This window comes from Longimicrobium sp. (assembly GCA_036377595.1).
Lineage (GTDB): Bacteria > Gemmatimonadota > Gemmatimonadetes > Longimicrobiales > Longimicrobiaceae > Longimicrobium.
Map to the genome: position 1 here is coordinate 1 of DASUYB010000183.1, position 12,218 is coordinate 12,218.

The 12,218-nt window shown below is 70.0% G+C and carries 11 protein-coding genes; 2 read left to right on the top strand and 9 right to left on the bottom strand.

Translation table 11 applies throughout. The features are described from left to right. The 7 genes from VF092_29590 to VF092_29620 all read right to left on the bottom strand — a co-directional run. Positions 1 to 860, bottom strand: an 860-nt coding sequence (locus VF092_29590; protein HEX6751482.1) for a metallophosphoesterase, incomplete at its 3' end; no start/stop codon positions are given. Positions 861 to 1,363: 503 nt separating this feature from the next. Beyond that, positions 1,364 to 2,143, bottom strand: a complete 780-nt coding sequence (locus tag VF092_29595; protein HEX6751483.1) for a nucleotidyltransferase domain-containing protein — start codon at positions 2,141 to 2,143, stop codon at positions 1,364 to 1,366. A gap of 124 nt (positions 2,144 to 2,267) precedes the next feature. Further along, the gene (locus tag VF092_29600; GenBank protein ID HEX6751484.1) at positions 2,268 to 3,032 is read right to left on the bottom strand and encodes a DUF5677 domain-containing protein; all 765 of its coding nucleotides are present in this window, start codon (positions 3,030 to 3,032) and stop codon (positions 2,268 to 2,270) included. Next, positions 3,029 to 3,973, bottom strand: a complete 945-nt coding sequence (locus VF092_29605; GenBank protein HEX6751485.1) for a nucleotidyltransferase domain-containing protein — start codon at positions 3,971 to 3,973, stop codon at positions 3,029 to 3,031. Before VF092_29605 ends, VF092_29600 begins: the two co-directional genes overlap by 4 nt. A 157-nt stretch (positions 3,974 to 4,130) precedes the next feature. Continuing rightward, positions 4,131 to 5,480, bottom strand: coding sequence for a 3' terminal RNA ribose 2'-O-methyltransferase Hen1 (locus VF092_29610; GenBank protein HEX6751486.1), 1,350 nt, complete (start codon positions 5,478 to 5,480; stop codon positions 4,131 to 4,133). Positions 5,481 to 5,568: 88 nt separating this feature from the next. Further along, positions 5,569 to 6,969 carry a hypothetical protein gene (locus VF092_29615; protein HEX6751487.1) on the bottom strand — a complete coding sequence of 467 codons (1,401 nt, stop codon included), beginning with the start codon at positions 6,967 to 6,969 and terminating at the stop codon, positions 5,569 to 5,571. A 43-nt stretch (positions 6,970 to 7,012) separates the two neighbouring features. Continuing rightward, the gene (locus tag VF092_29620; protein ID HEX6751488.1) at positions 7,013 to 8,287 is read right to left on the bottom strand and encodes an RtcB family protein; all 1,275 of its coding nucleotides are present in this window, start codon (positions 8,285 to 8,287) and stop codon (positions 7,013 to 7,015) included. A gap of 316 nt (positions 8,288 to 8,603) precedes the next feature. Here VF092_29620 and VF092_29625 point away from each other — a divergent pair, with 316 nt between their 5' ends. Together VF092_29625 and VF092_29630 are read left to right on the top strand one after the other, a co-directional pair. Beyond that, positions 8,604 to 9,563 (top strand): hypothetical protein, encoded by a 960-nt coding sequence (locus VF092_29625; protein ID HEX6751489.1) that lies wholly within the window; start codon positions 8,604 to 8,606, stop codon positions 9,561 to 9,563. Between the two features lie 118 nt (positions 9,564 to 9,681). Then, positions 9,682 to 10,035, top strand: coding sequence for a hypothetical protein (locus tag VF092_29630; GenBank protein ID HEX6751490.1), 354 nt, complete (start codon positions 9,682 to 9,684; stop codon positions 10,033 to 10,035). An 89-nt stretch (positions 10,036 to 10,124) separates the two neighbouring features. Here VF092_29630 and VF092_29635 read toward each other — a convergent pair whose 3' ends face one another. Together VF092_29635 and VF092_29640 are read right to left on the bottom strand one after the other, a co-directional pair. Beyond that, positions 10,125 to 10,451 carry a hypothetical protein gene (locus VF092_29635; protein ID HEX6751491.1) on the bottom strand — a complete coding sequence of 109 codons (327 nt, stop codon included), beginning with the start codon at positions 10,449 to 10,451 and terminating at the stop codon, positions 10,125 to 10,127. Positions 10,452 to 10,591: 140 nt separating this feature from the next. After that, positions 10,592 to 12,218, bottom strand: a 1,627-nt coding sequence (locus VF092_29640) for a TROVE domain-containing protein (protein ID HEX6751492.1), incomplete at its 5' end; no start/stop codon positions are given.

Consider the following 12,218-nt stretch of genomic DNA (forward strand, 5'->3'; position numbering starts at 1 on the left):
CCGCGGTAGTCGCGCGCCCAGTCGTGGCGCACGGGCAGGCCGAGCTCGTCCACCTCGCCCGACGTGTCGCCATACAGCGCGAACTCGCGCACGCCGCCCGACGCGCGCCCCTGCATCTCCTCCTTCATCCCCGCGTGGGCCACGACCAGGCGGCCGCCGTCGAATACGTAGTGGCTCACCAGCCCGTCCAGGAAATCCGCCACCTTGTCGCGGAACTCCGCCGTCTCCCCCGCCAGCTCGTCCAGAGACTGCTGCAGGCCGTGCTTCATCTGCACGTTCCGGCCGCGCAGCGCCTTCACCAGCTTCACGTCGTGGTTGCCGGGGACGGCGTACGCGCTCCCCGCCTCCACCATGGCCATGGCGATGCGGAGCGTGTCGACCACGCGCGGCCCGCGGTCCACCAGGTCGCCGACGAAGACGGCGCGGCGGCCCTCCGGGTGGCGGCGCACGCCGTCCTCGCCGGCCGCATAGCCCAGCCGGTCGAGCAGCGTCTCCAGCTCGTCCGCGCACCCGTGCACGTCGCCGACGACGTCGAACGGGCCCGCGTCGTCCTTGCGGTTGTTCCACAGCGGCTCGCGCACGATGGCCGCCGTCTCCACCTCGGCGGCGGAGTCGAGGAACCAGACGTGGCGGAACCCCTCGCGGCGCAGGTCGCGCAGCCCGCGGCGGAGCTGCGCGTGCTGCTGGGGGATGACATGCGGCGGCACCTGGCGGTCGGTGCGCGCGCGGTTGCGCTCGCTGCACACCCGCTCGGGGAGGTTGAGCACGATGGCGACAGGGAGCGTGTGGCACTCGCGCGCCAGCGCCACCAGCGGCTTGCGCGACGCAGGCTGCACGTTGGTGGCGTCGACCACGGTCATCCGCCCCGCGCGCAGCCGCCGCCCGCGCGACGAAGTGCAGCACGTCGAAGGCGTCGGTGGTGGCGCTCTGGTCGTTCTCGTCGTCGCGCACCATGGCGCGGAAGAAATCGCTCGACAGCACCTCCGTGGGCAGGAAGTGCTTGCGCGCGAACGTCGACTTGCCGCAGCCGGAGACGCCGACCAGCACCACCAGCGACATCTCGGGGATGCGGATGACGGGCGCCTCGCGGCGGCAGGAGTCTCGGTCATGCTCGGCGCGCCGGGTCGGGGCGCGCACGGTGGGTTCGGTCATGTGGATGGCTGCAGGTGGATCAAGGTGCTTCGAGCCGATGCCGGTGCGGCCGCAGCCGCGGTTCCCCCCCACCCCCGGCCCCTCCCCCACGAGGGGGGAGGGATGGGGGAGGGGAGACCTCAGCGCGATGGACTGTTCGTCGCGGGCAGCCTGCGCAGCAGGCTGCCCAATGTTCCAGCTGTGGGTTTACCCGCCCGTGATACGAGGCCCTTCACACCGTCGTGGCGACCGCACCCTCGCCCAGCCTCAGGCGCAGCAGCAGGTCGTGCAGCGCGGCTCGGGCGGTGGGCTCGGGCGGGAGCGAGCTTGCTTCCGCGGCCTCGACCAGCGCGATGCTCAGGCGCAGGTACTCGGCGCGGTGGAAGCCCACGTCCGCGTCGCCGAGGACGGACTGCTCGGCGCCCTGCGTCTTGCGCGCGATCAGCTCGTCCACGTACGGCAGGCGCATCTCCGCGTTGCACGCGGGGAGCGAGGCGTTCACCTCCCCCGTGCGCATCAGGTGGATGCCGGACAGCAGCACGCGGTACACGTACAGCAGCGGCTTCACGCGGCGCGGCTCCTCCCTCTCGAACAGCCGCCACTGGTTGGCCGCGAACCCCAGATAGTGCCGCACGCACCCGCGCGTGATGCACCCGCGCGCGATCTCCTTCAACTCTTCGTGCTCGGGCGTGGAGTGCACCACCAGCGGCGAGTAGAGCTGCTCCAGCACGTAGCCGTTGTTGCGCAGCAGCAGCGAGAAGAACTTGCGCGCGTCGTGCGTCACCAGGTCGATCTCCGCCCCGCCGCGCACGTGCGACACCTTCACCGTGTCCGCGCCCGCGTCCAGCCCCGCCACGGCGGACAGCGGCAGCAGGTGCGCGCCGCGCAGGTCCCAGTCCGAGTCCGCCGACGCGAATCCGTACAGGTGCGCCCCGCTCACCGTCGCGAACAGCAGCGGAAACGGGTGCTCGTGCACCTCGGCAGTGAGCCGTTCGTCATTCATCACGTTCATGGTCTTGCCATCCAGAAAAGAACAACTGCGTCGTGGGCGTGTCCTTCCGCTTCGCTCCGGGCCGGGCTGCGCGCGCGGTAGGCCACGATACCGTTGTGGCTGTGGCCCTCCGGGCGCGCGTCCCTCACGCAACGGTCCGCTCCGGACGCCGAGGTTTTCCCAGCGAACCGTACACCGAGTAGAAAGCATTCCAGCTTCCGTACAGCGCTCTAACTGCGAACGTACAGACGTCGGAGATAGCGTCACCTTCAGGGCGAACTTGGTTGTACGTCTCGCGTATGTAGTTAGGACCCTCCTCATACGTAATATCCACAGCGTTCTGGGCAATCGCGTGGGTGTGCCAAGACAGCATAGCATAAAGACGAGCCACGTCCTCACCACACGACTCTCGAATAATTTCGCTCCACCCCCTACCACTGTGGTGTTTGTAGCGATTGAAGCGGCGCTTTATTGCCTTCACTGCATCCGGAAATTCGCTTTCAGCAGCTACTACAGCAGCATCGAGGTCGCTTCTCTGCTTTCCCGGAGGCGCTCCGATCACCAACAATGTCCAGACAGTATTTTCGACCGCGCGTGGAAATGCTTTCGCTGGATCAGCGAGCAGATATTCGATCTCCGCCCAAACTTCCAGCATGGCTCGTGTGAGTGGGTATGCTGCCTCGGAAAGTCCGTGTGCTGAAAGTCGGTATACGCTGCGACCGTAAACGATTTGCGCCCGGAGCAAAGGGAGCACAGTCGTCAGCGGCAAGTACATCTCAGTAGAGAGGTCGTCGAACTGTAGGTCAGATCGACACCCGCTTGAAAGTCGCGCGACCAGCCATCCCAAGAGGTGACGCTCGTCCTCAAACGCATCGTCGTTCTTGGGCGACTTTGGTAGTGGAGGAATCATCGTCTCGGCTTGCTGGGATGGGCGATCGCCGACCTTCGTGCCCGCACGAGATAGTCGTTCGCCCACGCGTAGTCCGGCCGCTCCGGCAGGCTCGTCGTCTCATATGCCGCGTCGAACTCGCGGTGCAGCGACAGGCGCCAGGCGTTCACCTCCTCCCACGGCAGCTCGGCGCGCTTCACCGCCAGCAGCCGCTCGCGCCAGGGGCCCACATCCACCGGCACGTATCCCTCGCGCAGCGTGGTCACGCCGGCGAGGAGGAGGCGGATCAGGTGCATGGCGTGCTTCCACTTCGGCGCGCCGGTGGTGCGGAAGTCCTGCTCCAGCCGCTTGAACTGGCTCATCACGTAGCCGTTGTACGTCTGGTAGACCACGCGGCTCAGGAACCGCCCGCGCTCCTCCAGCAGCTCCCGCGCGACGAAGGCGACGTGCTCGACCAGCGGGGTGTACAGGCACTCCAGGATGTTGGGGTTGGCCTTCAGCGCCAGCACCACGAACTTCTGCATCTCCCAGAACACCACCTCGGCGTCGCGGTCCTCCAGCTGCTCGGGCACGCCGTACAGCGACCAGTGCAGCTCCGCCGGCGGCAGGTACACGCCACGCACGTCCACGTCCGACGCGTCGCTGGCCAGCCCGTACGCGCGCGAGCCCACGATACAGCGGTAGACCACGTGCTCGTACAGGTCGTGCTCGCGCAGCACGGCCGCCGGATCGCCGATCTCCCCCGCCTGCGCCTGCTTGCGGATGGAGAGCTCCTGCCGCTTCAGCGACACCTCGGCGCCGTCCGGCAGGCGCACGCGGTAGGCGTGGCTCGCGTCCGCCGGCGCGCCGACGACCACGCCCACGGCGCCGGCCGGGCAGATCGGCTCCCCCGCGCCCGTCGTCACCGCGCGGCGCACCACCACCTGCGTGCCGGTGGGGATGATCAGGTGCGGGTTGGTCATCGTCTTTCGTCCCTGAACGGATCTTTGTAGATGCTGAGTCCCCATCGCTCCGCACGACGGACGTCATCTGTCGTCGCGAGGCGATGGTCGATTCCGAGCCGACCAGCCTCGCGCAGTTTGCGAGGCTTCCCGTAGTTGTTGCTGCGGCGCTGCGGCTTCAGCCGCCGGTGAGCGTGAAGATCGCCATCTGCGTGGGCGGGCCGACTTCCTCGTCCACCGGGCCGACGGGCGCGTACCGGACCGTGTAGCCGTACGTCTCCGCTACGCGGCCGGCCCACGCCGCCAGCTCCGCGCGCGTCCACTCGAAGCGGTGGTCGCGGTGGCGGAACCGGCCCGCGGGGAGCGACGGCCAGCGCACGTTGTACTCGGCGTTCGGCGTGGTCAGCACCACCGTGCCCGGCCGCGCGCCGCCGAACACCACGCGCTCGAACGCGGAGAGCCGCGGCGGGTCCAGGTGCTCGATCACCTCCACGACGGCCGCCGCGTCGAAGCCGTCCAGCCGCCGGTCGCGGTACATCAGGGAGCCGTGCACCAGGCGGATGCGCGCGCGCTGCCGCTCGTTCATCCGCTCCAGCTTCAGCCGCTCGCCCGCGATCTCCAGCGAGCGGTGGGCGACGTCCATCCCCACGATCTCCGTGAGCTGCGGCTCGCGGACGAGCTTGCGCAGCAGGTTCCCCTCGCCGCAGCCCAGGTCGACCATGCGCGCGGCGCCGCTCTCCTTCAGCGCGTCGACCACCGCGGCCAGGCGCTGCTCGTTCAGGCTCAGCGTGCGCTCGGCGGCCTGCTCCTCGGCGTCGCGCGCCTCCTCCTTCGCCTCCTCGCCGGGCTCCTCCGGCTCCACCAGCCGGGCGATGGCGTCGTGCACCAGCGACCGCCGGTGCTTCAGGTAGCGCCGGGCGATGGCCTCGCGCTCGGGGTGCGCCGCCAGCCACCCCTCGCCGTGGCGAAGGAGCTTCTCCACCTCGTCGTCGCCCACGTAGTAGTGCTTGGCGCCGTCGAGCACGGGGATGAGCACGTACAGGTGCGTCAGCATCTCCGCGAGCCGCTTCTCCGCGCGCAGGGTGACGGAGAAGTAGCGGCTGGCGCCCCATTCCGGCTGCGCGGGGTCCAGCGGCAGCGCCTCGGCGGAGACCTCGTAGCCCAGCGGCTCGAAGAGCCGGCGCAGGAACGCCTCGCCGCCGCGGCACGGCAGCACGGCGATGCGCGCCACCAGCGGGATCGGCGCGGCGGCCAGCTCCGGGCGCTCGCGGCTGGTGCCCGCCATCGCGCTCCGCATCACCCGCGACAGGGCGACGGAGAGGAACGACGACGCGGCGTACGGCCGGCCGTTGACGTACTGGTCCAGCCCGCCCTCGGCGCGCCCGCGGCCGCGCACCAGCCCGACGGGATCGACATCCAGCAGCAGCGCCGCCGTGCACGCCTCGTCGTCCGCGCGCGGGTAGAAGACGTGCGCCTGCCCGAACCCCAGCTCGAAGCTCTGCGCCCGCGCGGGGTTCTTCTTCAGCAGGTACCCCCAGGTCCGTCGCCGGCCGGTGCGTGGTGGTGATGGTCAGCAGCATCGCCGGGATTTACCTCGTCGGAAGATCTGGTCAGCGTTACTCAATCGGCCGCCATTTACCCGTGGCTGGGTCCCGGTGAACGAGCGATTCCAGTGGTTCGTCCGCGCTCCGGCGATACCGTTGTACCACGATCTGGTCGGGATGCCGCAGTTGTATGGCAACGAATTCTGCCGCGCGCTGCGGACTCGTCGCCGAGTACATCATCCCTGCGACTAGACGCTCAACGTCGAATGCGTCGAACACCATCTCCTGGCCGAACCCCGTCAACATCCAGCCGTCCTCCTCTGTCCGGTCCACAGTGACGCCGGCGCGCCGGAAGGCCTCTCGCCACACGGTGAGGCGCGCCACCGTAACGAAGACGATGTCGCCGAACAGAAGAGCGGCCCTATGCGCGGCCGGAAGATTCCACGCGAGCACGGGGGTCACGACCGCCGAGAGCTCGTCACGGTATGCGAGTTCTACCGAGCTCCACATGCCCCACTCATTGGGGTTTGCATCGATCTCTGCCCTACGCACCAGCTCCCAGATTGATTCCCGCGGCGTTGAGGGATCGAGGGAGATCAAGGGCGCCGCGACGTATGCCACGCCGGGTTCGGCAAGGTCGCAGGCCTTCTGGCCCGACAATGCACGAGAGAGGACACCCTGGACTGACCTCCAGTTGCCGCGCAGCACCGGGGTTGCATACCTGAATGTGCTCGTGAGCGCATCGAACGATCGCTTCGTTTCTGCGTCCACCTCCTTCGTCTGTCGGGTGCCGCGATCATCAAAGGTGGCGGACGGCACCTTGGCGCCGAACACGCGGGCGAATCGCTCCATCTCGTCCGGATAGACCTGGAAAGCCGCGCTGTGTCCGTGAAGGAACACCGACAACGATCCATTACTTTCCCTCCGTGCCTTCGCCTCGAAACTGCTCGGTACGGGCCAACGGCTACCCAGGATGAGGACGTCGCCCACGCCCCAGCACCGCGTGAGGTCGGTGAGCACCGCCGCGTACTCGCTGCTCTTTTCAGCCGCCTCTAGGATGTGGAAGTAGCTGTCCACCGCGCTTCCGGACGGAAGCGTATGGGATCGCCGGCGGTGGTGCAGCTTGATATACCTCGGATCGTTGCGCGCGAGCGACCAAGCGAGTGCGTCTCCAATCTGTTTCGCGATCGAGATACGTTCCTTCAGCAGGCGTTCCTGATACTCCAGCGCGCGGAGATGCGCCGGCCGCAACTCACGGCCGCACCTCCTCCGCTTCCACGTGCGGTTGCGGGGGGTGCGGCGGCGCCTGAGCGTGGAAAGCCTGTGCTCGGCAAAGCTGACTGCATGCCACAGGTCCATCTGGAGCGCACCGAAGCGCAGTTCTTGGGTGCCAAAGAGGTGGGCCACCTGCGCTGCCAGGAGCATGTTCTCCGCGCGCATCAGTCCATTCACCCGGGAAATCCCCGCCGCCACGTTCAGCTCTCCTTGCCTTCGATGTCCCGGCACGCCGGGCGAATCAATCCTTGTACGGATCGATCTCCCCGGCGCCGGCCATGACCACCACCAGCGGGTGCAGCACGTGCAGCACCTCGATGGTGGGGCCCTGCGCCTCCAGCACCTTCGTCAGGCGCCGGTACACCTGCGGCGCCTCGTCCAGCCCGCCGCCGCGCAGGATCACGCCCTTCTTCCCCAGCCACTCCTCCACCATCCTCGGCTGGATCTTCCCGTGGCTCTTGACCATGCCGCGGCGGGTGCGCTTGCCGGCGGCCTCGGTGCGGCTCATCACCCGCCCCGCGCCGTGCACGGTGCTGAACAGCGCCTCCCGCTGCGTCCGCGCGACCTCGCTCTCCGGGTCGGCGGCGGCGCCGCGCACGATCACCGCGTCGTCGCCCATCGACCCGCCGACGAAGCCCATCTGCCCCGGAAACGCCGGCGTGGCGCCCTTGCGCACGACGATGTACTCCACCTCCTCGCCCTCGGGCGACCGGTGCGTCTCGCGCCAGGCGAAGTTGTGGTGGTTGTGCACCATCTCCAGCTCGGTGCCGCCCAGCAGTTCCACCACCTTGCGCGCCACCCACTCGCGCCCGGCGTAGGCGTAGCGCCCGGCCAGCTCCATCAGGTGCCAGTAGTCGTGGCCGACGGGCTGGCGCACGTCCAGCAGCACCTCCTTCTCGCGGCCGCGCTGCCCCCAGTCGCCGCCCTGCGACAGCGACAGGAAGTCCGACGCCACGGTGTGCCCGAAGCCGCGGCTGCCGAAGTGCACCCCCACCCACACCGCGCCCGTCTCGTCGGCGAACACGTCCACGTAGTGGTTGCCGCTGCCCACGGTGCCCAGCTGGCGCCGCGCCTTGTCGCGCAGCGTGTCGCGGTAGCCGCCCGTGTTGGGGATGGCGTACCACGCCGGGTCCTGGAACAGCGGGTCGTCCACCGGCGCGTCGTCGGCCTCGTTCCTCCGCCCCAGGCCGAAGGAGATGGTCGATGCTACCTCGTCGGCCACGCGGTTGGCCCGCCGGTCGGTGACCAGCCGGTGCGGATTCCGCCGGATCTCGTCCAGCGTCAGCCGCCTGGTCACGTCCTCGACTGTCAGGTCGGTGCGGATCGCGCAGTTCCCGCACGCGATGTCGAAACCCACGCCCACCACCGAGACGCGGTCGCGGTACGCCGCCACCCCGCCGATCGGCATGGTGAAGCCGACGTGCCCGTCTGCCATCAGCGCGGCGCGCTCGGCCCGGCTCGCGATGTCCTGCAGCTGCCGGATCGTGTTCTCCTCGTGCTGGCCGAAGATCTTCATCTTCCGATCTCCCTTCCTGTCAGATGGACGTGCGGACGATCCGGCCGGCCGCCTGTCCACGGTACAGTCATTTCACGTCCAAAGGTTGACTTGGGCGTCTGTTTAGATATCGTGGATGTAGTTCCCTTTTGTTTTCGACATAAGTCCACACAGAATACCGACTTATGTTGAGACATCCAGCTCGGGTCCACCCCGGTGAAGAGGTTGCCGTACACGGCGTAAAGATCCTAAAGCGCCTCCCGGCGGAAACGGGAACGGGAGAGGAAGCGGAGGCAGGCTCCGTTTTCCGACCACGCTCCAGTCATGAGGAGGTACCATGGTACGCGTGACACTCGACATCTTCTCCGGCCGTCCCAACCCCGTGTGGGAGCTGGACGACGACGCCGCGGCCGACCTGCTCCGGCAGGTGGAAGAGGCGCGCGACATCGTCGGCGGCATCAACACCGGCAGCGGCCGCCTGGGCTTCCGCGGGATGCTGCTGGAATCCGACGACGACGGCCGTGCGCTGCGCGACCGCGAGCTCCCGCGGCAGCTCCGCATCTCGGGCGACCACCCGCACGGGGTGGAGCTGGCGCTGCGCCTGCTGGACGCCCTCGGCCCGCCCCGCGCCGTCGCCGCGCCGCGCGCGGAAGGCATCGACCTGGCGCCGATCCAGGAGCTGGACCTGCGCCGCCTCATCGAGGAGGACGCGGCCGGTTCCACGGGTCGCGGCGAGCCGCGCGGCGGCGTCGAGGGCCGCTCCGACAGCACCGTGAGCGCGGCGGCGCTGAACCCCGCGCCCGTGATCGGCACCGACGCCTCGAGCTGGACCACGCAGGCGCAGGGAAGCTGCCAGATCGAGGTGGCGGCCTTCAACCCCAACTTCTGGAACGTTTCGCCGGTCCAGGCGAACAACAACTGCTACAACTACGCGACCAACCGCCGCACCGACACCTTCGCGCAGCCCGGCAAGGCGGCGGGGCAGCAGGCCACGCAGATGAAGTGCGCCAACGTATCCACCGGTGCACAGGCCGACGGGGCATACCTGGTGCCCAGCTGCGTGCCGAGCGGGCAGGAGCCGCGCTGGTACATGGCCATGGTGGTGTGGCCGGGCGTTGACTACCACTGGTACCGCCTGCAGGCCGAGGGGTACTGGGGGCACAAGCCCGGGCAGACCGCGGCCCGCAACTACGACAACAGCAACGTCGTCATCACCAACCCCGAGACGGCCAACCGTGGCGGCTACCGCAACTTCTGCGGCTACTTCTTCGCCCGGAGCGGGATGGGGATCCGCTGACCCCGCCCGCCGGCGCCGGCGCGTACCCATCGTGGTGCGCGCCGCCGTCGCGGCCCTGCTGCTGACGGCGGGGTGCGCCCGCGGGCGCACCCCGCCCCACCCGGAAAGGGAGATGGCCATGCGCGTGGAAGCCGACCTCTTCAGCGGCCGCCCCAATCCGTCGTTCACCCTCGACACCGGCCAGGCCGACGCCCTGTCCGCTCTCCTGCGCGGCCTTACGCCCGGCGGCGAGCCGCGCGAGCCGCCGGGGCTGGGCTACCGCGGCTTCGTGGTGCGCGACGCGTCGGCCGCGCTCCCCGGCTGCACGGAGCTCCGCGCCTTCCACGGCGTCGTGTCCGCCGACTGCGGCGGCGAGCGCCGACTCCTGGCCGACCCCGGCCGCACGGTGGAGCGCCGCCTGATGGAGCTCGGCCGCGCGCACCTGGAGCCCGGCGTGTACGACGCCATCCAGTCCGAGCTCGGCCAGCCGTAGCACCTTCCCCTTCCTCTTCGACAGGATGCCTGGGCCGGGGACAGCGGACCACCTTCGCCTGCTGTCCCCTCTCCCCTGTCCCCTCGAAATCACCAGTACTCGTCGTCGTCCCAGCGACGATCGGCCTTCTCCTCCTTGTGCCGCGCGTAGTTGAACGCGCGGGAGCGAGAGCGCTGCGTCTCGGTGCTCTCCTCGATGGCCTGCACCTCGTCGGCGCGCACCCACACGCGCTTGCCGGACAGGTCCACGAACTTGAGCCAGCGCGGCCGCCAGAAGCGATCCAGCATCCGCCCCACCCGCGCCGCCGTCTCCGCCGACACGAGGTAGGTGTCGCTGTGCGCCTGGATCATCCAGAAGTCTCCCACCTGCGGCTCCTGCTGTGGATTCTCCTGTTGGGTCCTCGTCTTCGCGTCCATCGGTGTGATTGGTTGGTGTCCTGGGCACCGCGGAGCGGTCTCCCGCTCCGTGGCACCCGTGCGGTCTTCCGGGTCCGGTCCCGTCTCGCGCACCTCCGCGGGGGCGGCGGGCGCGGCCGGGATGACCCGTGCCGCGCCACCTACCGCGCGAAGTCGGCGATCAGCGCCGGCGTGGCCGCGTCGAACCCGACCACGTCCAGCATCCCCGCGTCGTCGGGGTCGGCGATGCTGAACCCGTTCGACGCCATCGCCACGACCACCAGCTTCGCGGCGATCCCGCTGGCCTCGCGGTACTGCCGCAGGGCCTGCGCGGGGTGGACCGACCCGGCCCAGGTCTCGTTGTCCGTGTAGACCACGAACAGGTCGACCTCCCACTTCCGGCCGCGCGCCTCCAGCATCGGCAGCGCGCAGTCGGTCCCGCCGAAGGGCAGGCTGGCCGTCTTCGCCAGCACGTCGTCCAGCCGCTCGCGCGGCGAGATCGACAGCGTCGACAGCCCGGTGGGGAACCCGGCGTGCAGGCTGGGCCGCGTCCCCGCCGTGAAGGCGGTGAAGAAGTGCCGCGGCTCGGTGGCCGCCGTCACCAGCGCCATGGCCGCCGCCGCCTCGCGGCAGCTCACGAAGTCCAGCCCCTGCACCGGGGCCATCATCGACCCCGACACGTCCAGCGCCAGCATCGTGCGCCGTCCGCTCGGCTCCACCGCCCCGAAGGCCAGGTAGAAGGCCGCGTCGAGCGCGTCCACCACCTGGGCCACCGGCGCCCACGTGTGCTTCCCGCGCACCCCCCGCCCGGCGGCGTAGGTGCGCAGCGCCGCCAGCACCTGCACCGGGTGCACGCGCGCCCGCTTCAGCGCGCCCGCGTCGGCGATCCGCGCCGCCACGGTGCGCGACGCGTCGCTCCCCGGCGCCAGCACGCCCACCCGGGTGAGCGTGGCCAGGTTCCGCACCAGCGCGGTGAGCGGCATCTCCTCCAGGAGCGCCTCCCACACCGCCGGCTCGGTGAGCAGCTGCGTGGGCAGCATCTCGCGCGTCAGCCGGTGCTCGCGCACCAGCGCCGCCGCGCGCGCCGGCGCCACCTCCGCCCCGGCGTGCAGCTCCGCCACCGCGCGGACCAGCCGCACGGCCTCGGTGTCGGGCGCCTCGCCCAGCTCGCCGGTGACCGCCCGGCGCAGCAGGGCCCGCTGCTCGTCGTCTGCCGGCCGCGGGTGGGCCAGGCGGAGCGCGTCGCGGTGGCTCCACCCGTCGCGCTGCGGGTACTTCAGGAGCTGGTAGGCCAGCTCGCGGGGCGGCCGGGCCGTGTACCAGCGCCCCACCGCGCGCCGCACGCCGCGCCCCCAGCCGCGGAACGCCTTCACGTACTGCAGCCAGTGGAACAGGTGCGTACCCGTGCGCGCCACGCGCTCGAGCGACGCGAGCGCCGCCGCGCGCGTCGCGGTGTCGCCGAGCCCGGCCGCCATCGCGAGCACGAACAGCGCCGGATCGTTCTTCGGCGCGCGGCCGCTCTCACTGATCTCGACCGTGCGCTGCACGACACGGACGCCGTCCTCGGCGAGGCAGTCGACGACCGCCTTCGCGTTCTCCACCGTGAGCTCGCGCTCGCCGATGTAGTACGTGCCCCCCTCGGCGCCGAGCACGAGGAAGCGATCGAGCCGCGTCCAGTGATCGACGGCCCAGGCGTAGCCTCCGGCCGAGTTGGGGATCTGGGTGGAACCGGGGATCGGCTCGGCCTGCGGCGTCGACAGATGCCGGAGGCGAGTCGAGACGTGCTTC